General features: G+C 44.5%; 20 protein-coding genes, 1 pseudogene and 2 riboswitches. Of the genes and pseudogenes, 19 read left to right on the forward strand and 2 right to left on the reverse strand.

What is annotated here, in order from left to right; translation table 11 throughout:
* Positions 1 to 64: 64 nt before the first annotated feature.
* A riboswitch (Lysine riboswitch) is annotated at positions 65 to 244 on the reverse strand.
* A 161-nt stretch (positions 245 to 405) separates the two neighbouring features.
* The 5 genes from VQ00_RS14245 (at position 406) to VQ00_RS14265 (ending at position 5,916) form a co-directional block, all read left to right on the forward strand.
* Positions 406 to 1,683, forward strand: coding sequence for a DUF445 domain-containing protein (locus tag VQ00_RS14245; protein WP_046180782.1), 1,278 nt, complete (start codon positions 406 to 408; stop codon positions 1,681 to 1,683).
* A gap of 82 nt (positions 1,684 to 1,765) precedes the next feature.
* Positions 1,766 to 2,137 (forward strand): Na-translocating system protein MpsC family protein, encoded by a 372-nt coding sequence (locus tag VQ00_RS14250; RefSeq protein ID WP_046180783.1) that lies wholly within the window; start codon positions 1,766 to 1,768, stop codon positions 2,135 to 2,137.
* A 51-nt stretch (positions 2,138 to 2,188) separates the two neighbouring features.
* Positions 2,189 to 2,332: riboswitch (cyclic di-AMP (ydaO/yuaA leader) on the forward strand.
* Between the two features lie 31 nt (positions 2,333 to 2,363).
* Positions 2,364 to 2,681 carry a hypothetical protein gene (locus tag VQ00_RS14255; protein WP_046180784.1) on the forward strand — a complete coding sequence of 106 codons (318 nt, stop codon included), beginning with the start codon at positions 2,364 to 2,366 and terminating at the stop codon, positions 2,679 to 2,681.
* Entirely contained in the window at positions 2,666 to 4,492 is a 1,827-nt protein-coding gene (locus VQ00_RS14260) for an APC family permease (RefSeq protein WP_046180785.1), read from the forward strand. The genes VQ00_RS14255 and VQ00_RS14260 overlap by 16 nt, the downstream gene beginning before the upstream one ends.
* An 80-nt stretch (positions 4,493 to 4,572) precedes the next feature.
* The gene (locus VQ00_RS14265; RefSeq protein WP_156154072.1) at positions 4,573 to 5,916 is read left to right on the forward strand and encodes a TrkH family potassium uptake protein; all 1,344 of its coding nucleotides are present in this window, start codon (positions 4,573 to 4,575) and stop codon (positions 5,914 to 5,916) included.
* A gap of 176 nt (positions 5,917 to 6,092) precedes the next feature.
* Here the strand turns inward: VQ00_RS14265 and rocF are convergent, their stop codons facing one another.
* Both rocF and VQ00_RS14275 read right to left on the reverse strand, forming a co-directional pair.
* The gene (rocF, locus tag VQ00_RS14270; RefSeq protein WP_046180786.1) at positions 6,093 to 6,998 is read right to left on the reverse strand and encodes an arginase; all 906 of its coding nucleotides are present in this window, start codon (positions 6,996 to 6,998) and stop codon (positions 6,093 to 6,095) included.
* 99 nt (positions 6,999 to 7,097) lie between these two features.
* Entirely contained in the window at positions 7,098 to 8,483 is a 1,386-nt protein-coding gene (locus VQ00_RS14275) for a sigma-54 interaction domain-containing protein (protein ID WP_046180850.1), read from the reverse strand.
* Between the two features lie 235 nt (positions 8,484 to 8,718).
* Here VQ00_RS14275 and pruA point away from each other — a divergent pair, with 235 nt between their 5' ends.
* From pruA to VQ00_RS14340, 14 genes and pseudogenes are all read left to right on the forward strand, one after another.
* On the forward strand, positions 8,719 to 10,266 hold the full coding sequence (pruA, locus tag VQ00_RS14280) for an L-glutamate gamma-semialdehyde dehydrogenase (protein WP_046180787.1): 1,548 nt from the start codon (positions 8,719 to 8,721) through the stop codon (positions 10,264 to 10,266).
* A 21-nt stretch (positions 10,267 to 10,287) separates the two neighbouring features.
* On the forward strand, positions 10,288 to 11,490 hold the full coding sequence (locus VQ00_RS14285) for an ornithine--oxo-acid transaminase (protein ID WP_046180788.1): 1,203 nt from the start codon (positions 10,288 to 10,290) through the stop codon (positions 11,488 to 11,490).
* Positions 11,491 to 11,709: 219 nt separating this feature from the next.
* Positions 11,710 to 12,999: a Glu/Leu/Phe/Val family dehydrogenase gene (locus VQ00_RS14290; protein ID WP_046180851.1), complete on the forward strand. Its 1,290-nt coding sequence runs from the start codon at positions 11,710 to 11,712 to the stop codon at positions 12,997 to 12,999.
* A 5-nt stretch (positions 13,000 to 13,004) separates the two neighbouring features.
* A complete protein-coding gene (locus VQ00_RS19405; protein ID WP_281175937.1) occupies positions 13,005 to 13,127 on the forward strand; it encodes a hypothetical protein in 123 nt (40 codons plus the stop codon).
* A 111-nt stretch (positions 13,128 to 13,238) separates the two neighbouring features.
* On the forward strand, positions 13,239 to 14,843 hold the full coding sequence (locus tag VQ00_RS14295; RefSeq protein WP_046180789.1) for a M20/M25/M40 family metallo-hydrolase: 1,605 nt from the start codon (positions 13,239 to 13,241) through the stop codon (positions 14,841 to 14,843).
* 125 nt (positions 14,844 to 14,968) lie between these two features.
* On the forward strand, positions 14,969 to 15,784 hold the full coding sequence (locus VQ00_RS14300) for an ABC transporter ATP-binding protein (RefSeq protein WP_046180790.1): 816 nt from the start codon (positions 14,969 to 14,971) through the stop codon (positions 15,782 to 15,784).
* A 27-nt stretch (positions 15,785 to 15,811) separates the two neighbouring features.
* On the forward strand, positions 15,812 to 17,530 hold the full coding sequence (locus VQ00_RS14305; RefSeq protein ID WP_046180791.1) for an ABC transporter ATP-binding protein: 1,719 nt from the start codon (positions 15,812 to 15,814) through the stop codon (positions 17,528 to 17,530).
* 146 nt (positions 17,531 to 17,676) lie between these two features.
* The gene (locus VQ00_RS14310) at positions 17,677 to 17,874 is read left to right on the forward strand and encodes a hypothetical protein (RefSeq protein WP_046180792.1); all 198 of its coding nucleotides are present in this window, start codon (positions 17,677 to 17,679) and stop codon (positions 17,872 to 17,874) included.
* Positions 17,875 to 17,890: 16 nt separating this feature from the next.
* Positions 17,891 to 19,324: a MocR-like pyridoxine biosynthesis transcription factor PdxR gene (gene pdxR, locus VQ00_RS14315; RefSeq protein ID WP_046180793.1), complete on the forward strand. Its 1,434-nt coding sequence runs from the start codon at positions 17,891 to 17,893 to the stop codon at positions 19,322 to 19,324.
* A 126-nt stretch (positions 19,325 to 19,450) separates the two neighbouring features.
* Positions 19,451 to 19,753: a DUF3219 family protein gene (locus tag VQ00_RS14320; protein ID WP_342667020.1), complete on the forward strand. Its 303-nt coding sequence runs from the start codon at positions 19,451 to 19,453 to the stop codon at positions 19,751 to 19,753.
* Positions 19,750 to 20,433 carry a ribose-5-phosphate isomerase RpiA gene (gene rpiA / locus VQ00_RS14325; protein ID WP_046180795.1) on the forward strand — a complete coding sequence of 228 codons (684 nt, stop codon included), beginning with the start codon at positions 19,750 to 19,752 and terminating at the stop codon, positions 20,431 to 20,433. The genes VQ00_RS14320 and rpiA overlap by 4 nt, the downstream gene beginning before the upstream one ends.
* Before the next feature lie 2 nt (positions 20,434 to 20,435).
* Positions 20,436 to 20,792 (forward strand): hypothetical protein, encoded by a 357-nt coding sequence (locus VQ00_RS14330; protein ID WP_046180796.1) that lies wholly within the window; start codon positions 20,436 to 20,438, stop codon positions 20,790 to 20,792.
* A gap of 354 nt (positions 20,793 to 21,146) precedes the next feature.
* Positions 21,147 to 22,331, forward strand: coding sequence for an acetyl-CoA C-acetyltransferase (locus VQ00_RS14335; protein ID WP_046180797.1), 1,185 nt, complete (start codon positions 21,147 to 21,149; stop codon positions 22,329 to 22,331).
* Positions 22,332 to 22,706: pseudogene (locus VQ00_RS14340) on the forward strand (Rrf2 family transcriptional regulator).
* Positions 22,707 to 22,876 lie beyond the last annotated feature (170 nt).

Raw genomic sequence — 22,876 nt, forward strand, 5'->3', positions numbered from 1 at the left:
TTCCTCCTAAATAAAAAACACAAATGTACGGACATTTGTGTTTTAAAATAACCCTCATCCTCTATCTCTTTATAGTTCTCCACAGAATAAACCTGTGACAGTTTTACACCTGTTCGATGCAAACCCAGCCCAAAAAATAAAATGGATCCTTTGAGCTTCGGCAACAATTCCTTTCAAACACCATCACGAGCCCCATCAGGCTTCCAGTGCACTACTTTTAATTATCGCAACCTCTACCTCATTGAGACAGCCATGAGGATTTTATTATTCAATTTTTACAAACTTGAGAATAACAAATAATAATTAGTTATGTCAATATAGTATGGCAAAAAGTTGCTTCACATTAAAATCTTTTCTTTTATTGTTATAATAGAGTGAAAATTATGTGTAAAAGGTGAATAAAACATGAAAACTAAACAACCAAAACAACCAAAACAACCAAAACAATCAAAACATTTAGCCAGTTTATCGCTTGCCGTAATGGGCGGCGGTTTCGCTGCGACCATTCCTTTTCAGGGACCGGTCTGGGGCGGGATTTTGCATGGGGGATTTGAAGCAGGGCTTGTCGGCGGGCTTGCCGACTGGTTTGCTGTGACGGCTTTATTTCGCCATCCGGCGGGAATTCCAATCCCGCATACCGCTCTTTTGCCGAAAAACCGGAAAAAAATAGTTGGCGCGCTCGTCACGACGCTTGAAAACGACTGGCTCTCGAAAGAAAGCATTCAAACGAAGCTTGAGAGCGTGCAGGTGATTGAAAAACTGCTGCCTGTTATCCAAAAAGAGCTTCAGTCAGAGCCGGTTCAAAAAGAAATCAACGCGATTCTCGACCAACTCATCCGTTCCGTTGACGTGGAAACAATAACGCCGCTCATCGAAAAAGAGTTAAAAGCAGCACTTTCATCCATTAATGCCAGCAGCGTGATTGAAGCAGCGGTTCAAAAACTGATCGACCACAAATACGATGAAAAAGCCTTCGATTATTTGCTTGGCCGCGCTGAAAATTGGATCAGCAAAAGTGAAACCAGCCGCCAGCTTGGCCGAACAGCGTTAAAAGCAATCGAAGGATTGGAAATGGACGGGTTTATGCAGTTTGCCCTAAAGTCGTTTCAGCAAATGCTGAGCGAAGAAAAGCTTGGAAACCTCTTGCAAAATCTTTTGCGGAACGCGCTTATGAATCTAAATCAGTCTGATGACTTAAACAGACAGGCGTTTTTAATAAAAGTACGGGAAGAAATGCAGAGCATCACAGAACGGGAAGAATGGATGAATGTCATTGAAGAGAGAAAACAGAAAGCAGTTGCCGAGTGGGATCTGTCTGGGAAAATAACAGAAATTCTGATCGGGATTCAGCAAAAAGCGTCGGCCTTCGTTCAAAGCGGTGAATGTATGAATCTTTACATTCTTCCATTTATGACACGAACGCTGGCGAATGTGGCAGAAAATCCGGATAAAATCAGCCGTATGGAAAATTGGATTCAAAAACAAATCGCCGTTCTCGTGGAAGAAAATCATTCGAAAATAGGCAAGCTGGTAGAAGAAAATTTAAACAAACTAGATAATGAAACGCTTGTCAACATGATGGAAAACCATATCGGTAAAGACCTTCAATGGATTCGGGTAAATGGTGCTGTCTGCGGTTTTGTCATTGGCCTTGTTCTAGCCGGCATGCAAACACTCGTATAATAAATATCCGGCCCTCTTTACAGGCGCTTATTGTTCAACGTATGATAGGACCTGGTTGATTTTCACAAATGGAGGGGCAGTAGTGGCGGGACAGAAAAGAAAGCTTGAAGCAGAACTGAGTGAGGCGTTCATTAAATTACAGCGTGAATTGATTGGCCGGGGTCCCCAGGAAACAAAAACGCATATTGTCCAGGATATGGTCATTGCCCGTTTCAAAGGAGTCATGACGGTGGAAGAAAAGCATTTAGCCGGCCACCAAGACGGAAGGAAGCTAGTGAAAGAAATGCGCCAGGTACTCCGGGAAATGTACAGTGCTCAATTTGAAGAAATTGTGGAAAAGCATACAAACTGTAAAGTTATTTCCAGTCATAGTGATATGAGCACAAAAACAGGAGAGCACATCGAAGTATTTATTATGGACCGCAATTTGGAAAAATTATTCGCTGCTGAATAAAATAATGTTGACTTAAAAAAATAAGCAGAGTAGAATAACTTCATCAACAACTATATACCTCGGCCTAGTCCCGTCAGCGGGAACGGAGGAACCAATTTTTTGGGGCTAATTCTACAGTTTAAGTAGAAAGGATGAGAGCAACTCTTTCGCCATCCTGCCCGTCAGCTAACTTCGTCGGCTAAAGCGAAGGAGGTCTAAAGACCACCTTTATTCAGGGGGCTTTTTTTTGTGGCAGCATATTGCGGCGAAAAGAAGCAGCTTGAGCAAAAAATCAGGTCTTTTTATTGTGCCTATCTTTAGAAAAACAGCTTGGAAGACTGAACGCAAAGAGAGCAGAAATGCTTGCTGGGCGTTACGTAGACCAATGATGTCTTTTTCTTTAACAAAACAGGAAGCATCTTTCCTTGTTTTTGTGCGGAGAAAAACGTCATTGGTCTTTTTTATTCTAAAAAGAAAGGTTTTCGTATGGGTAATGAAGTTTTCGTTAGCAGGGAAGTATATAAATAAACTATTGGACGGTGAAAATCAGTGTTTTCTTCCATAAAACGATTTTTAATTGGGCGACCATTAAAATCAGATGCTCTAGGGGAACAGAAACTAAACAAAACGAAAGCGTTAGCCATTCTTTCTTCCGACGCTTTATCATCCGTTGCCTATGGCCCGGAGCAGATATTAATTGTTCTCATTACCGTGAGTGCCGCGGCGTTTTGGTATTCCATTCCTATCGCGGTTGGTGTACTAATTCTGTTGACAGCTCTGATTTTATCCTACCGGCAAATTATCTTTGCATATCCTCACGGTGGTGGCGCCTATATCGTCTCAAAGACAAACCTTGGTATAAACCCTGGGTTAATCGCTGGAGGGTCTTTGTTGGTGGATTACATTTTAACTGTGGCAGTAAGTGTATCTGCCGGTACAGATGCCATTACATCAGCTTTTCCAGGTTTACATGATTACAATGTGGTTATTGCCATTATATTTGTGATCTTTCTGACCCTCTTGAACCTGCGGGGGGTAACAGAGTCGGCTGCTGTTTTGGCTTATCCGGTCTATTTATTTGTTTTAGCGTTATTTATTCTAATTGGTGTAGGCATATACAACATTGCAACAGGTGAGGTTCCACCTAACTTGCATACACCAGTTGGCACACCAATAGCGGGAATCAGCTTATTTATACTTTTAAGAGCCTTTGCATCCGGAAGTTCTGCCCTAACAGGGATTGAAGCCATTTCCAATGCCATTCCAAACTTTAAAGATCCGGCTCCTAACAATGCAGCTAAAACGCTGACAGCAATGGGGATCTTGCTTGCTTTATTATTTTCCGGCATCGTTTATCTTGCTTATTATTATGGTATTACGCCTCTTGCAGAAGTAACGGTTGTCTCACAGATTGCGGAAGAAACATTTGGTCGGAATGCTATTTATTTCTTTATTCAGGGAACAACAGCGTTGATTTTAATCCTGGCTGCCAATACAGGATATTCGGCGTTTCCTTTGCTGGCAGTTAACCTGGCCAATGATAAGTTTATACCAAGAATGTTTACATTTAGAGGAGACCGGCTGGGCTATTCCAATGGAATTATCGCACTGGGTATTTCTTCCATTCTCCTCATTATTGCATTTAAAGGACATACGGAACAGCTGATTCCACTTTATGCTGTTGGTGTATTTATTCCATTTACGCTGTCACAGACAGGGATGATGGTGAAGTGGATTCGTGAAAAGCCGAAAGGATGGGTCACAAAGTTAATCATTAATTCAACCGGTGCTTTGATTAGCTTTGTCGTTACCATCGTGTTCTTTTTAACTAAATTCGCACAGGTTTGGTCGGTTTTAGTGTTTTTACCGATCATCATTTATATCTTTCACCGAATCAGAAAGCATTATGATGCAGTAGGCGACCAGCTGCGGATTACAACGTGTGAGCCTTCTGTACCGATTGAAGGAAATGTGATTGTTGTACCCGTTTCCGGGATTACCCATGTGGTAGAAAATTCGCTAAACTATGCGAAATCCTTGAACCCAGAACGGATTATTGCCGTGTACGTCGCTTTCGAAAGAGGTGACGAAAAGAAGTTTGAAGAGAAGTGGAAACAATGGCAGCCTGATATTAGGCTTGTGACATTGCACTCGCATTACCGAAGCATCATCCAGCCATTAACAAAATTTGTGGATACAGTTGAACATAAAGCAAGCGAGTCGAACTATCGGGTCACGGTACTTATCCCGCAGTTTATTCCGAAAAAAGGCTGGCATAACTTTCTTCATAACCAATCCAGTTTACTGATTCGCGCATTCTTGCTTTACCGGAGGAATGTAGTTGTCACAACGGTACCTTACCATTTGAAGAAATAAAACCATTAAAAAGAGTTCTAGGGTAGCTTTACATCGTGTAGAGCTATCCCTCATTATGTTGAGCAAGCGAGGGAGAGATAATGGTGAAACGTAAATTCAGCTATCCAAAAGATCCTCCAAAAATATTAGTTAGTGGCTTTGCCTTTGTTATTTTCTTAGGTGCTTATCTTTTGACGCTCCCTGTCGCCACAAGAGATGGAGAAGGTCTTTCTTTCTTGAATGCTCTATTTACGTCTACATCCGCGACCTGTGTAACCGGCCTGGTTGTCGTCGATACGGGGACAACCTTTACTACCTTTGGCCAGCTGGTTATTTTGAGCCTTATTCAAATTGGCGGGCTGGGGTTTATGACGTTTGCAACCCTTTTTGCTTTTTTATTTAGAAAAAAAATTTCCTTAAAAGAGCGTCTTATTCTGCAGGAAGCCTTTAATTATTTAACGATAGAAGGCGTGGTCCGGATGGTCAAAAGAGTCGTGCTCTTCACCTTAGTCTGTGAAGTAAGTGGCGGCACCCTGCTGGCCATTCGTTTCTCTTTCGATATGCCGATCGGAAAGGCAGTTTATTACGGATTTTTCCATGCGGTTTCCAACTTTAATAATGCCGGATTTGATCTTATGGGCGAATATAGAAGCATGACTGATTATGTAGATGATCCTTTGGTGGTATTAGTAATTTGTGCATTAATTATTGTTGGGGGAATCGGGTTTGTCGTCATTAATGAGATATATGAATATCGAAAAATGAAAAGAGTATCTCTACATACGAAAGTCGTTTTGCTGACTACTTCTGTATTAGTTGGCATGGGAACAATCTTAATTTTTCTTCTAGAATTCCATAACCCAAAAACGCTGGAGCCATTGTCCTGGATGGGAAAATTTCTTGGGTCTTTATACCAGTCTGTCACGGCCCGTACAGCTGGTTCAAATACACTGAACATTCCTGACTTAACGGATACGACATTGTTTTTGATTATCTTTTTAATGTTCATCGGTGCTTCTCCCGGTTCTACAGGAGGAGGAATTAAAACCACAACGTTTGCGACGCTGGTTGGAGCAATGCTGTCCCAAATTAAGGGAAAAGAAGATGTTGTTTTTTTCAAAAGAAGAATTGACCATAAGCTGATTTATAAATCCTTAACCGTTATTTTGATCAGCCTGTTTGTTGTCATCATCGTAACGATGATCTTAACGGTCACAGAACCGGGCAAGGGGTTTTTAATGATTCTGTTTGAAGCGACCTCTGCTTTTGCTACAACAGGATTATCGATGGGGCTCACCCCAAATTTATCCCCTGTTGGAAAATTCATCATCATTATGACGATGTTTGTTGGGAGATTAGGGCCCTTAACACTGGCCATTGCGCTTACGTTGAATCGCCGTCCAGACTCTTTCCGTTATGCAGAAGAAAAAATCATGATTGGATAAGGACCACTGAATAATTAGTAAGTTAAATACTCTTTGATAAAGTTCTGGAATTCGTATTCAGGGCTTTTTATCTTTATTTTTATAATAGGAACGTATTCATAAAAACAAAATGGTAGTGACCCACGCTTCCACTTAAAAAAGTAAAAGCCGCACAATTATGTGCGGCTTTTTTCAGATTAAAGCAGTTTCTCGCCAAGCAGGGAAGCGATGAGTGCGACAGCAGCGTCGCCTGTTTTGTTTTTCTCGTCCAAAATTGGGTTCACTTCCACAAACTCGGCTGATGTAATAATGTTCGATTCTTCAAGCATTTCCATCGCTAAATGACTTTCCCGGTAGCTGATGCCGCCTGCGACCGGTGTACCGACACCTGGTGCTTCTGTCGGATCCAGCCCATCAAGATCCAATGACAGATGGACGTATTCGGTTCGTTCGCGCAAATAATCAATCGTTTCTTTCATCACCGTTGTCATGCCAAGACGGTCGATTTCGTGCATTGTGTATACTTTTATTCCTTTTTCTTTGATGAGTTCACGCTCTCCCGCGTCAAGGTCGCGCGCCCCAATAATGACGACATGTTCCGGTTTTACTTTTGGTGAAAAGCCCCCGATGTTTGTTAAAGCGGGATGACCGATTCCAATACTTGCAGCAAGCGGCATGCCGTGAATATTGCCGGAAGGAGATGTAGCGGCGGTATTTAAGTCACCATGCGCGTCATACCAGATAACACCGAGGTTTTTATGTTTTTTCGCCACGCCCGCAAGCGTTCCAAGCGCGATGCTGTGATCGCCGCCTAATACGAGCGGGAAATGGCCGTCCGTAATGGTTTGTTCGATTCTTCCTGCCAAACATTCACTCGCTTCAGTGACAGATTCTAAATTTTTTAAATTGCTTGCATCTGATTGCTCTGCGTTTTCAAGGATATCAACGGTAATGTCCCCTTTGTCGTGCACTGCATATCCAAGATCCGTCAGCCGTTCATACAGTCCACCATAGCGAATGGCGCTTGGTCCCATGTCGACTCCCCGGCGCATTTGCCCTAAATCCATTGGTACACCAATGATTGATACTTGTTTCTTTTCCATGTGAAAGACCCCCTTGTATCGTAATTAATTCGCCCTTTAATTAAAAACATAAAAAAGGAAATGGTTCAAGTAGACATTTTTTTGAATATTTATACTATTTTATTCAGGTTTTGAAGTGATTCCAACTTTTTTCAATCGGTATTGAAGGCTTTGTCTGCTTAGTCCGAGCTGTTTCGCGGTCTTGGAAACACTGAAATTATTTTTATGCAAATAATGTTCAATGTAATACTGTTCGAATTTTTCGAGCTGATCTTTCAAATGAGTGGTGCCTTCTTCGTCGCTGCTCAAAAATGAAGCCAGCCGCGACGATGATGCGGTCGGGTCTTGTCCTGTTGATTTGTTGCGGAAATGGTAGGGAAGATGATTATATTCAATCCATTCTTCATCCAGAAGCAAGTTCATCGATGCTTCAATCACATGCTCAAGCTCCCGAACATTTCCAGGCCAGTGATAAGCGTAAAAGGCGTCAAGGACTTCAGGCTCTACACCTAACACGTTCATTTGAAACAACGCATTGTATTTGGCGGTAAATTGCTCAATGAGGAGCGGAATGTCATCCGGACGCTCTCTCAGCGGCGGAATAAAAATCGTCACGACCCCAAGCCGGTAATATAAATCCTTGCGGAGATGGTCGTTTGCGATCGCATCAATCGGGTCCTCATTGATCGTGGCAATGATCCGGACATCGACCGGAATTTCTTTTGTACCGCCGATCCGTTTCACTTTTTTTTCCTGCAAAGCGCGCAGCAGCTTTGCCTGCAAGTGAACGTTCATAGAATTGATTTCATCTAAGAGAAGTGTACCGCCTTCCGCCTGCTCAAAAAGGCCGGCGCTGTCAATCGCTCCGGTGAAGGCTCCTTTTGTGGTGCCGAACAGGAGGCCTTCAATCAAATTATCAGGAAGCGCGGCACAATTTTGAGAAATATACGGTGCGGCTGCACGCGCGCTGCCGTTATGAATGCTTTGGGCAAACAATTCTTTACCTGTACCTGTTTCGCCAACAACGAGTACGTAAGACGATGTGCGGGTGGCACGTTTAGACAGCTCAATTACTTCCTGGATGGCGTCACTTTTACCAATAATGCTTTCAAATGTGAAGCGGGTGTCTTCTTTTCGAGTGCTGCTGCGCATGAGCCGTTCAATTTTTGTGACATCCTTGGCAATTTCAACTGCGCCTTGAATTTGATCATCTACACTGAACGGAAATGTATGGTTGATCGTCGTAATTTCCGTCCCTTTATTGTTAAAATACGTTTGCTTTACGTTGACGGTTTCCTTGCCATGCTGAAGGGCGCGGACGAGCGTGCTGTTTTGATTTTCCTGAAACATAAAAACATCCAGCACATTTTTATGCAGTACATCATGTGTATCCATCGCTTCAATCTCACGCATTTTTTTATTATAAATGATTGTTTTTCCTTCTTCGTCAATTGCATGAATCCCAACATCTACTTGATTCATAATATATTCATGAAGGGCATTCATAAAATGCAGCTGATTCTGTTTCAATATAGGACACCTCCGTTTCAGATACGTTGCTCCCATTCACTATAAGGCAAAAAAATTCGACTGGAAAGGCAAAAAAATTGCAGTTGGTGCAAAATATTTTTGCGGAATGGATCGTTTTTATTTTGAAAGGCTGGAAATAACGCTTCTTAAAAGTTGGCATGCTTCTTGCAATTAGATTTATAACAAAATTTATTTTGCTGGAGGGATAAACATGGTGATTGCATACAAACACGAACCATTCACGGATTTTTCAAAAGAAGGAAACAAAAAAGCGTTTCAAGAGGCGCTTAATTACGTAAATACACAGCTTGGCAGCGAATATCCGCTTGTCATCAACGGAGAAAGAGTAACGACAGAAACAAAAACAACGTCAATAAACCCAGCACGTAAAGAAGAGGCAATTGGCACAGTATCAATGGCGGGAAAAGCGGAAGCAGAGCAGGCGATGCAGGCGGCACTTAAAGCGTTTGACACATGGCAGTATACAGACCCATCCGCACGCGCTCAAATTTTATTCCGTGCAGCAGCGATCATTCGCCGCAGAAAGCATGAATTCTCTGCCTGGCTCGTAAAAGAAGCCGCAAAACCGTGGAGGGAAGCGGATGCGGATACGGCAGAAGCAATCGATTTTCTTGAATATTACGCACGCCAGATGAATGAGCTGAAAAATGGATCGCCAGTAGAAAGCCGCGCGGGGGAGTACAACGAATTTGGCTACATCCCGCTTGGCGTGGGCATTGTGATTTCGCCATTTAATTTCCCGCTTGCGATTATGGCAGGAACAACGGTTGCGGCCATTGTGACAGGAAATACAGTATTGCTGAAACCAGCTGAACCAACACCGGTTGTCGCGGCTAAATTTGTTGAGGTGATGGAAGAAGCGGGCCTGCCGGCAGGCGTTTTAAACTACATTCCAGGCAGCGGCGCGGAAATCGGTGATTATTTGACTGAACATCCGAAAACACGCTTCGTGTCATTCACAGGCTCCCGTGCAGTCGGCTGCCGCATTTACGAACGTGCGGCGAAAGTGCAGGAAGGCCAGATTTGGCTGAAACGCGTCATCGCAGAAATGGGCGGGAAAGATACAATGCTTGTCGACAGCGATGCAGATCTTGACCTGGCGGCTTCTTCGATCGTGTATTCAGCATTCGGCTTCTCTGGTCAAAAATGTTCAGCGGGCTCGCGTGCCGTTATCCATGAAGATGTGTACGATGAAGTCCTCGAAAAAGCTGTGGAGCTGACAAAAACACTGAAAATGGATAATCCAGAAGCAGCGGAGACGTACATGGGACCTGTGATTGATGACCGGGCATTTAAAAAGATTATGGACTACATTGAAATTGGCAAAGGGGAAGGACGTATTGCGACAGGCGGCAGGGGAAGCGACGAAACAGGCTACTTTATCGAGCCAACAATTATCGCAGATGTAAAAGAAAAAGACCGCTTAATGCAGGAAGAAATTTTCGGTCCGGTCGTCGCATTTTGCAAAGCGAAAGATTTTGATCATATGCTCCAAATTGCCAATAATACAGATTACGGGCTGACAGGGGCGCTCGTATCAAACAATCGTGACCATATTAATCGGGCTCGGAAGGAATTCCATGTCGGAAACTTGTACTTTAACCGCGGCTGTACAGGCGCGATTGTCGGCTACCAGCCATTTGGCGGCTTTAACATGTCGGGTACGGACTCCAAAGCGGGCAGCCCGGATTACTTGATTCACCATATGCAGGGGAAAACCATTTCAGAAATGTTTTAATCGATAAAGGGGGAGACCGAGATGACAGCAGCAACGAATGCATCAGAAAAAATCATTGAGCAAACAGAACAATTTGGGGCGCATAACTATCATCCGCTGCCAATCGTTGTATCAGAAGCAGAAGGTGTATGGGTGAAAGATCCGGAAGGCGGCCGGTACATGGATATGCTCAGTGCGTATTCTGCTGTGAACCAGGGGCATCGCCATCCGAAAATTATTCAGGCGCTGAAAGACCAGGCTGATCGTGTGACATTGACATCGCGTGCGTTTCATAACGACCAGCTTGGCCCGTGGTATGAAAAAATCTGCGAATTGACCGGCAAAGAAATGGCGCTGCCGATGAATACAGGAGCAGAAGCGGTGGAAACAGCCGTTAAAGCAGCCCGCCGCTGGGCTTATGATGTAAAAGGAGTGGTGGAAAATGGAGCGGAAATCATCGCCTGCATCGGCAACTTCCACGGCCGGACGATGACGGCTGTCTCTCTTTCATCTGAAGCGGAATATAAACGCGGATTCGGTCCGATGCTTCCTGGCATTAAGCTGATCCCATACGGTGACATTGACGCTCTCCAAGCGGCGATCACACCAAATACAGCCGCATTTTTAATCGAGCCGATTCAAGGCGAAGCAGGAATTGTTATTCCACCCGAAGGATTTCTAAAAGCGGCGTCAACACTTTGCAAAGAGCAAAATGTGTTGTTTATTGCAGATGAAATCCAGGTGGGCCTTGCGCGTACCGGCAAACTGTTTGCCTGCGAATGGGAAGACGTGAATCCAGATATGCTCATTCTCGGAAAAGCGCTTGGCGGCGGGGTATTCCCGATTTCATGCGTTGTCGCGGACAAAGACGTATTAGGTGTTTTTAATCCCGGATCGCACGGCTCCACGTTTGGCGGCAACCCGCTGGCATGTGCTGTTTCACTTGCTTCTCTTAAAGTGATTGAAGAAGAACAGCTCGTCAGCCGTTCACTTGAACTTGGAACGTATTTTAAAGAAAGACTTTCTGAAATCAAGCATCCATCCATTAAAGAAGTGCGCGGCCGCGGCTTGTTTATCGGTGTCGAACTCACAGAAGCGGCTCGTCCATATTGCGAGCAACTAAAGCAGGAAGGCCTGCTTTGTAAAGAAACACATGAAACAGTCATTCGTTTCGCGCCTCCTTTAATCATTTCAAAAGAAGAGTTGGATTGGGCGATTGAAAAAATTGAAAAGATATTTGCGTGACACAAAGCCGGCGGAGCACCCGCTGGCTTTTTTGTTTGCTCAAAGAAAAGAAATTTGGCGATTGAATGCAAAATTTCTTTTCCGTTTTTAAGAATGTATTCAAAAAAACGCTAAATAAAGGGTTTTCATGTTTGGCACACTATTTGCATCTATAACAAAAGAGAAAACCAAATAAGAAAGGTGATAATGAAGCCAATGTTGAAAAATGAGGTGAAAAAAATGCCGCTTGTCAAAAAAACAGCAGCCCTTCCGAAAGAACAGGAACAAAAACAAGTATCCAGCTTATTTCAGTCCACTCAAAAGATTATTAAAAAAGCACTCGATACACTCGGTTATTCGGAAAGTGTATATGAACTTTTAAAAGAACCGATGCGCGTGCTGACGGTCCGTATTCCAGTGAGAATGGATGATGGGCATGTCAAAGTGTTTACCGGCTTTCGCTCGCAGCACTGTGACGCGGTCGGACCAACAAAAGGCGGTGTTCGTTTTCATCCAAATGTGACAGAAGAAGAAGTAAAAGCACTATCCATTTGGATGACGTTAAAGTGCGGCATTGCCAGCTTGCCCTATGGCGGCGGAAAAGGCGGCATCATTTGTGATCCTCAAAAAATGTCATTGGGCGAACTGGAACGACTCAGCCGTGGCTATGTACGCGCGATCAGCCAGGTTGTCGGGCCGACAAAAGATATCCCGGCACCGGATGTATACACGAACGCGCAAATTATGGCGTGGATGATGGATGAATACAGCCATATTCGTGAGTTTGATTCACCGGCTTTTATTACCGGTAAACCGATTGTACTTGGTGGTTCGCATGGCCGTGAAACAGCGACAGCACAAGGGGTGACGATGTGCTTAAAAGAAGCGGTAAAGAAAAAAGACATGCAGCTTGAAGGAGCGCGAATTGTCATTCAAGGTTTTGGCAACGCAGGCAGCTTCCTTGCTAAGTTTTTGCACGATGAAGGGGCCAGAATCATCGGCATATCGGATGTGCTTGGCGGCATCTATAACCCGAATGGATTGGATATTCCTTACCTGCTGGACCGTCGTGACAGCTTTGGTATGGTGACGAACCTGTTCGACGAAACGATTTCCAATCAGGAATTGTTAGAGCTTGATTGTGATATTCTCGTTCCAGCGGCGATTTCGAACCAAATCACAGAAGAAAATGCGGATCAGATCAAGGCGGCGATCGTTGTTGAAGCAGCCAATGGGCCGACAACGCTTGAAGCGACGCGAATGTTGACAGAGCGTGGTGTGCTGCTTGTGCCAGATATTTTGGCAAGCTCCGGAGGTGTAACAGTTTCTTATTTTGAATGGGTACAAAACAACCAGGGCTACTACTGGGAAGAAGAAGAAGTGAAGAAAAAATTGCAAAAAGGCATGGTAGAGTCTTTTGAGATGATTTACGAAACGGCACAGGTTCACCAAGTCGATATGCGGCTGGCCGCTTACATTGTCGGGGTTAAGCGCGCAGCGGAAGCAGCAACATTCAGAGGGTGGGTGTAAAAAGTATGTGGGTCATTACTGTTTTTTTACACAAACGTATTCAAATGTTTGAGTTTGACAATGAAGCGGAAGCAAAGAAGCGGTTTGAAAAAATGAATGAAACAAAAATTTTAACAAAGCTTTTGTAGGGGAAATGAATGGTTCATTCTTTTTACCTGTAAAATTGAATTTTTGGAAAGAATGTCTCACAATGGAGAGACATTCTTTTTTTTATTTTACAATGAAGGGAAATGACCGCTATGTCTACATTATTATGGGATTCATCTGAAAAACTTCGCGCATTGCTTGGTGAGCTCGTCAGCTGGAAAAGTATGACGCTGACAGACGATGAACGGCAATTTCCGATGAAGCTTCAATCGAAATTGCTCGGTCTTGACTATTTCCAAAAGAATCCTGAGCACTTATCCCTTCATGCAGCCGATATGCGCCGGAAATTTTTAACGGCGCTTTACAAGCATCCGGCCGCTGTGAAAACCATTTGTTTAATCAGCCATTTTGATACAGTCAGCACAGAAGAATACGGGGAACTAGAGCCGCTTGCGACGCAGCCGGAAGAGCTGACGGCGTATTGGATGGAGCGGCCGAATGATTTGCCGGAAGATGCGCTAGAAGACTTGCAGTCCGGCGAGTATTTATTCGGACGTGGCACGATGGATATGAAAATGGGGCTGGCTTTGCATATGCAGCTGTTGGAAAAAGCAAGTGTGGAAAAGTGGCCGGTTAATTTGCTTCTTCTGACGGTGCCGGATGAAGAAGTGAATTCAGCCGGGATGCGCGCCGCTGTACCAAAGCTTTTGGATATTCAGCAAGAATTTGGCCTTACATACAGCCTGTTTTTGAACAGCGAACCGGTGTTTACACAGAAACCGGGGGATACAACATTCAAAGTGTACTCCGGCACAATCGGCAAAATTATGCCAGGTGCGCTGTTTTATGGCAGGGAAACACATGCGGGTGAGCCGTTTAGCGGGCTGACGTCTCCCTATATTGCGTCTTTTTTAACGAGGAAAATGGAATGGAATCCGTTATTTCAGGAAACGGTTCTCGGGGAAACGACCCCGTTGCCGGTCACACTGCAGCAAAAAGATCTTCGCCTTGAATATTCGACCCAGACACCGTATCGTTCATCCGCACTTTATAATGTGTTTACGATGAAGCAGACGGCACAGGAGATTATGGAGACCTTTGAACAGACGGCAAAAATTGCCGCTGAAGAATGCAGCAAAGCGTATCAGTCCATCTGCAGGGCGAATCGTGTTCAGGCGGTTGGAAAGGTACGTGTCCTCCGCTACGAAGAACTGCTGCGCCATTCAATTGAAAAATTCGGCGAAGCTTTTGTCGAAGAAGTCAAAGCGGATGTCTACGCAAACGAAGAATGGGATGACCGGGAAAAGTCATTCCGGGTTGCCGATAAATTAATTATCCAGTCACAGGAACTCGCGCCGGCAATTATTTTATTATTTGCGCCGCCTTTTTATCCAGCCGTGAATTCATCCGGAGATGAATTGGTAGAAAAAGCCGTTGCTTTTCTCACAGAACTTGCCGAAAAGGAATATGGGATGCCGATTGAACGTATTCATTATTTTAACGGCATTTGTGATTTAAGCTACGTAAATGGAAGCGGAGAAGGAGAGGGATGGCAGTCGTTTGAGCGTAATACACCGGTTTGGAAGGATGTGTATTCCGTCCCGTTTGCGGAAATGGCGGAGCTTCAGGCACCTGTTATAAACATCGGGCCATTCGGAAAAGACGCTCATAAACGGACCGAACGCCTTCATATCAAACATGCATTTGAACAGCTTCCTTTTTTGCTGGAGCAATGGATGAAACAGATGAAGCCTTGAATTCGTTCAAGGCTTTTTTCGTGAAAGTATGGACATAAGCGGCGAATTTATGGTAACTTTTAATTGAAACTGATTATCAATTGCAACGGACGCCTATAGATAAAAATGTAAATGAGGTGGAAAGAATGAGCAAACTACGCGCGGAACAAGTAAACATCGGCTACGGGGCAGCAACGATTGTGGAAAATTTAACGGTTGATATCCCAGCCGGACAAGTGACGACTATTATTGGGCCCAATGGCTGCGGAAAGTCTACACTATTAAAAACAATGGCCCGCCTGTTAAATCAAAAGAGCGGCGCGATTTATTTAAATGGGGCCGATATTCAGCAGCTGTCTACGAAAGAAATTGCAAAACAGATGGCAATTTTGCCGCAAACACCGGAAGCACCGGCCGGTTTGACCGTTTACGAACTCATTTCCTATGGCCGCTTTCCGCATCAAAAAGGATTCGGTACATTAAATACACACGATAAAGAAGTGATTGAGTGGGCGATGCGTGTCACGGGAACAGAGAATTTCCGCAACCGCGAAATTGATGCTCTGTCCGGCGGCCAGCGCCAGCGCGTCTGGATCGCCATGGCGCTCGCGCAGGAAACGGATTTAATTTTACTCGATGAGCCGACGACGTATTTGGATTTAGCGCACCAGCTCGAAGTGTTGGAGCTATTACAGGAATTAAACGAGCGTGAAGGCCGGACAATCGTGATGGTGCTGCACGATTTAAACCATGCAGCCCGCTTTGCCGACTACCTTGTCGCGATGAGAAGCGGCGACATCATATGTGAAGGAACGCCGGAAGCCGTGATGACGAAGGAAAACTTGCGCGATGTTTTCCAAATTGATGCCGACATTGTGCGGGATCCGCGCTACGGAAAACCGGTTTGTTTAACATATGATTTAATAAAAGCGCCGGAGCTTGCGCTGGCAGGCAGCCGGTAAATGTAAATAGATAAAGCGGGTGACTGTGTGATTAAGCAATTTTTTTCTTATTATCGTCCATATAAGAAGCTATTTTTCTTGGACTTTTTTTGTGCGGTGCTGGCCGGGCTGTTAGAGCTCGCATTCCCGCTCGTTGTAAATTACTTTATTGATACCCTTTTACCGGAGGGAGAATGGAATTTAATCTTGGCTGCAGGCATTGGCTTATTGCTCATTTATGTTATCAATGCCGGCCTGCAGTACATTGTAACGTACTGGGGACATATGCTGGGCATTAACATTGAAACCGATATGCGCAGCAAGCTGTTTGCCCATGTACAAAAGCTGTCGTTTCGCTTTTTTGACAACACAAAAACGGGACACCTTATTTCTCGGATGACAAGCGACTTAATGGAAATCGGTGAGATGGCGCATCACGGACCAGAAGATTTATTTATCGCGCTCATGACCTTAACAGGTGCATTTGCCATTATGATGACAATCAACTGGCAGCTGGCTGTGTTAACGTTTATTATCGTGCCGGGCGTGTTATGGATGGCGGTCTTCTTTAATAAAAAAATGACTGGTGCTTTTCATCGTTTATTTGGCGATATTGCCGACTTTAATGCCCGCATTGAAGACAGCATGGGCGGTATTCGCGTTGTGCAGGCGTTCGCCAATGAAACGCATGAGCAACAGCAGTTTGAAGAAAACAATGGAAGATTTCGTTTGACGAAACTTGTCTCTTACAAAATTATGGCGCAAAATATGTCGATCAGCTATATGCTGATGCGTATCGTCACATTATTCGTCCTTATTTGCGGAACGTATTTTGTGATGCAGGGCGAGCTGACGTATGGTGAATTTGTCGGATTTATTTTGCTGTCGAACATTTTCTTCCGGCCAATTGAAAAAATCAATGCGATTATTGAAAGCTACCCGAAAGGTATCGCGGGCTTTAAGCGGTATATGGAGCTTCTCAATACGGAGCCGGATGTGGCGGATGCGCCGGATGCAATTGAAGTGGACGCCGTAACTGGCAACATTCGCTACAATAATGTCACGTTCGGATACGAAGGGAAAAAACCGGTACTGAAAAACATTAGCTTATCGATTCAAGCGGGTGAAACAGTGGCGTTTGTCGGGCCGTCCGGTGCGGGGAAAACGACGATGTGCAGTTTGCTGCCGCGTTTTTATGATGCAGAAGAAGGCTATATTTCGATTGACGGAATCGATACAAAAAACATGACCCTCGCGTCCCTCAGAAGCCAAATTGGGATCGTTCAGCAGGATGTTTTCTTATTCTCCGGAACAATTCGGGAGAACATTTTATACGGCGATCTCGGCGCGTCAGATGAAGCGATTATGGATGCATTAAAACGTGCGCGTCTTGAAGAATTTGTTTATTCATTGCCGGACGGGCTTGAAACCGTCATCGGCGAGCGCGGTGTGAAATTGTCCGGCGGGCAAAAGCAGCGCCTGGCCATTGCGCGGATTTTCCTAAAGAACCCGCCGATTTTAATTTTAGATGAAGCAACGTCCGCACTTGATACAGAAACAGAGCTTGCCATTCAGCAGGCGCTGGCAGAACTTTCAGTTGGACGGACAACGCTTGTTATTGCCCATAGGCTGGCAACGATTAAGCATGCGGACCGGATTATTGTTGTGACACCATCAGGCATTGAAGAGCAGGGTAGTCACCACGAACTTCTGGAACAAAACGGTCATTACCGCCGTCTTCATGAAGCACAGTTCGGAAATCTGTAATACTTCAAAAACCCTTTCCTGCTATGATAGAGGAAAGGGTTTTTGGATTGGATGAGTAAAATAGAGTAGAATTGGATGGTCCTTTTTCAAGGATCTTTTTTATGATTAAAGGATGAGGAAATAATGAGGAATTGGAGGGGACCTGGATGAATTTTGCGATTGGGCTTGTTGTGCTTATACTGCTCTGCGCGGTGGGTGGTACGCTGTTTGTAATGAAAAGTGAGGATGCAAAATACGGAGAGTCGACGAAGCGAAACACAATGAATTTAACCATTATTTATGCTATTACGTTTTTTCTGCTTGCGGTTGGCACAGTGTGGTTTATCGTGTCGGCTACATCGTAAAAGAAGGTGATGGAAAATGGAGTGGAAACCGGATCGGACCGCGAAAAAAGCGGTGTATAAGCAAATTGCAGATTACATTGAAAAAGGGATTTCCACTGGTCTGTTTTCCCCGGAAAGCGTGCTGCCGTCGGAACGGCTGCTGGCAAAAGAGCTCGGTGTCAATCGAAGCACAATTGTAGCGGCATACGATGAACTGCAGTCGCTCGGGATTGTGGAGCGAAGAAAAGGGAGCGGCACACGCGTCAGTACCGATATTTGGGGTATTTCGCATAAGCGCATACCGAATTGGGGCCGTTACATGGAAGATGGCTCCTTTTTGCCGAATTTGCCGCTCGTGCAGCGTATTCGGAACGAAAATCAAAATCAGCATGTGATTAATTTATCAAGCGGTGAATTGGCACCCGCTCTTTTACCGCGTAAACAGTTTCAGTCGATCATGGCGGATATACCATTTTTGGATCATCTCGGCTACGATCATCCGCATGGAAACGAGACACTGCGGGAAACCATTACGAAACATGTGCATCAATACAAAAACATCCATGTGTCAGCGGATTCGATTTTGATTACGTCCGGTGCCCAGCAGGCGCTGCATCTTATTATTCAGTGCCTGCTGAAACCGGGTGATACGATCGCTATTGAAGATCCATCGTACTGCTATTCACTGCCGGTCTTTCAGTCTGCGGGCTTAAAGACGCTGCTTTTGCCGGTCGATGAGCATGGCGTCAATCCGGAGGATGTAATCGGATTTCATAAAAAGCACCGCATTCGCATGCTGTTTTTAAATCCGGACTATCAAAATCCGACTGGAGTGAAAATGAGCCTGGTCCGCAGAAAACGAATACTTGAAATTTCATCAAATCTTGGGATACCAATTATTGAAGATGACCCGTATTCTCTAACGTCATTTAATGGAGAAGTAAGCAGCACGCTTAAATCAATGGACGAAAACGGAAATGTTTTGTACATAAGTTCGCTATCAAAAATCGTCGCTTCAGGACTTCGGATCGGCTGGGTGATCGGCCCTTCCAATGTCATTGAACGACTGGCTGATGCAAAACAGCAGGTGGATTTCGGGCACAGTATTTTCCCGCAATGGGCCGCCAATGAATTTTTAAAATCTGCATCATTTAACAACCATATTCACATGATCCGCAAAGAATTAAAAGAGCGGCGTGATGCGATTGTTGCAAGTCTTGATCGCTTTTTAAAAAAGGACGTTGACTATTTTATCCCTGAAGGCGGTATTCATGTTTGGTGCCGATTAAAACAGCCTGTCAATGAACAGCAGCTGCTCGAAGAATCAATGAAGCGCGGCGTTTCATTTGTACCGGGCAGTGTCTTTGGTTCACAAAAAGGATATATCCGGTTCACATTTGGCCGGGAAGAGACGGATGTGATCAATGAAGGCATTGCCAGATTTGCGGAAGCGCTGGCCGCCAGCCGTTGAAGCATAACATGACCAGAAAGCTGGAGATCTTAAGAGGTCTCCGGTTTATTTTTGCAGGTTAAAATAATTGATGTATCGGAAAATAAAGATATAATTGCTCTAAAACAAATAAAAGAATGGAGCTGAATGAAAATGGTGCAAACCGTTATTCTAAATGATACACCGATCCGGGTGACAGATTACCATGAAGAAACGATCATCAATGAAGAAACAGGCAAATCTGTACCGAAAATTAAGTTTCAATTTAAAGTGACCAATGAAGCGTATCATGATATTACAACGCTTCTTTATGAAATGGATTTTCAGGTGAAGGTACCGGAAAAAAATCTAGACTTTCCCGCGACAATTCATGCATACTCCACGTCTGTGACCAACTTGTATGAAGAAGGGGCAGTAGGTGATTTCAGTCTGGAATTGATTGGACGATGAAAAACGAGAAGCAGATCGCCGGGGAAAAAGCAGCAGAGTTTGTTAAAGATGGCATGGTTGTTGGACTTGGGACGGGATCGACTGTACTCTATACGATTAAAAAAATCGGTGAACGAGTCAAAGATGGCCTATCCATTACAGCGGTCGCGACATCGATTCAAACGGAACAGCTGGCGAAGGAATGCGGCATTCCGCTTGTAAATCTGGCCGATATTGATGTCATTGACGTGGCCATCGATGGTGCCGATGAAGTCGATGCCGCATTCAATCTGATCAAAGGTGGGGGAGGGGCTTTGCTCCGGGAGAAAATCATTGCTTCTTCTGCTCAGGAATTTATCATCGTTGCGGACTCTTCTAAAATGGTAAAACAACTCGGTCGGTTCCCTATCCCGGTTGAAGTCGAAATGTTCGGGTATCCATTGACCGGGAAGAAAATACAGTCTATCGGAGGAGTGCCAAAACTGCGGATGAACGAAGGAAAACCGTTTGTTACAGATAATGGAAACTATATTTTCGATTGTGAGTTTGCGGCGATATCGTCACCTGAAAAGCTTGAACTGAACCTTAATCTGATCCCAGGCGTTGTGGAAAATGGGCTGTTTATAGATTTGGTGGACCTGTTAATCACAGTCGATCAAAAACAGGAAGCGGTTATTCAAAAACGAAATGAGGATGGATAAAAATGCTTTCAGCGAGCGGAATTAAACCAGTTGTAGAAAAAGATGCGATCGAAACAGCCATCGAACAGGGACAGCACAACAGCACGTACCGGATGACGGTCAGCTTTAAAGACCGGGAGCAGGAACATGTTGGGGACCTGGATATTTATTTTATCGTCAAAGGCTTTAGTGAAGGGGACGGAAATGAAGAAATTGACGTTTATTTTAACGTTCCATTTTTCAGCGTACACGGAGCAGACGGTGAGCGGTTTATGGAAGAAGCAGAAGCAATGCAGTTCATCTTCATTAACTTTGCAAGTGAAATTCAAAATGTCGTTGATCAAGTGCTTGATGCGCTTTACGAACAATATGAAAAGTAGAAACGGGACCGCTTTTTATGGTCAAAAAGCGGTCTTTTCATTTTATGTATTTTACTTATAGATCGTTACAATGTAAACTCTTACATAACAAAATGAAGGAGGGGGACTGTATTTTAAGCAAAGTAATGATGTTACTTATGTAAACGCTTTCGTTTATACAAAACTAAGGGGAAAGCAATCGAAGCGCTGCGTGAGCAGGGAATGAAAGACTTAACGATTCACAGAAGCAATTGCTGCGTAGATGACTGGGGGCTTAGGCTCCTTTTGACAAATAAGCAAGTTAAAAAAGATGAAGTCAAAGAAAAAATAGAGGTGCCTTTTACAGTGGCGCCGGAACTTGCAGAGGTGAAGTAAATGGTGAAAACGGTCATTATTGAAGGAGCGCGTACGCCGGTCGGAAAATTTGGCGGTTCTCTCGCATCGTTAACGGCTTCACAACTCGGCGGCATTGCGATGAAAGAAGCTTTGAAGCGGGCGGATATAAAACCGGAAGAGCTGGATGAAGTTATTTTCGGGAATGTGCTGCAGGCGGGCCAGGGACAAATTCCTTCACGCCAGGCAGCACGCGAGGCCGGTATTCCCTGGGAAATAAAAACGGAAACGATAAATAAAGTGTGTGCGTCCGGTCTTCGCAGCGTAACAATGGCTGATCAGATTATCCGCGCCGGTGATGAAGAAATAATCTTGGCCGGAGGCATGGAATCGATGTCGAACGTGCCGTATGCAGTGTTCAAAGCACGATGGGGGGCGCGAATGGGTGACGTGCCGATGGTTGATTTAATGATTCATGACGGCTTATCATGCAGTTTTACCGGTGTGCACATGGGCACCTATGGAAACACCACAGCGGAAGAATTAGAATTGTCCCGCGAGGAGCAGGATGATTGGGCAGTCCGCAGCCATGAACGTGCAGTTGCGGCGATTGAAAGCGGCACATTAGCGGAAGAAATCGTGCCGGTGGAAGTACCGCAGCGAAAAGGGAATCCGATCGTTGTTGATACAGATGAAGCACCACGCAAAGACACAACAAAAGATGTGCTCACGAAACTTCGTCCAGCTTTCGGAAAAGACGGCACCATTACAGCGGGTAACGCACCAGGAATCAATGATGGTGCCGCAGCTCTTGTATTGATGAGCGATGAAAGAGCCAAAAAAGAAGGAAAGGCCGTTCTTGCCACAGTCATTGGACATGCTGAAATCGCAGTCGAAGCCGAGAAATTTCCGCAAACGCCGGGTCTCGTTATTAATGAAATTTTAAGGAAAACAGGGAAATCAGTGGGCGACATTGATTTGTTTGAAATTAACGAAGCATTTGCGGCAGTGGCGCTGGCCAGCAGTAAAATTGCCGGCATTGAACCGGAAAAAGTAAACGTCAATGGCGGCGCAGTAGCGCTTGGCCATCCAATTGGTGCAAGCGGTGCGCGGATTATTCTCACACTCGCATATGAATTGCGCCGTCGCGGCGGTGGCATCGGGATTGCGGCGATCTGTTCCGGAAGCGGACAGGGCGATGCGATAATGATTGAAGTAAAGAAATAAATGGTTTTAATTGCATCCAATCCTCGTGAAACTTTTTGATCGGGATGGATGGCAGGCAGCGTGAATACAAATCCGGTCATTATACGACGAATGATGGGAATGCTGCAAAAGCAGGGCTCTTGACCTCACGTGCGGGAAAAACAGGGGGGAGAACTCACAAAAGATCCATCATACATTACCCTTTTGGATATTTTCAAAGCAGTTGAACCAAAAGATGAGTTATTTGCTGTTCATGAAAAAACGAATGCGGAATGCCCGGTTGGAAAAAATATTCAGTCGTCTCTCAATGTCACAGTTACCCGTGTACAAAACGCAATGGAACAGGAACTGAGAAGCCAATCGCTTAAAGATGTCATGAACCATCTCTTTCAATAGAGGTGGTTTTTTCGCTTTAAAGAAGCCGGGAAGAAGACCGGATAGTGAGAGCGAATCATAGAAAACAAACAAGTATGATCCACCCATTGAATGAGCTTTTCAATTGGCGAAAGCGTTTGAGGTTAAGCTGAATGATTTATTTTTCCTGAATTAATTTATCCAATTTATAA

The organism is Domibacillus tundrae (assembly GCF_000970675.1).
In the GTDB taxonomy this organism is placed as follows: Bacteria; Bacillota; Bacilli; order Bacillales; family Domibacillaceae; genus Domibacillus; species Domibacillus tundrae.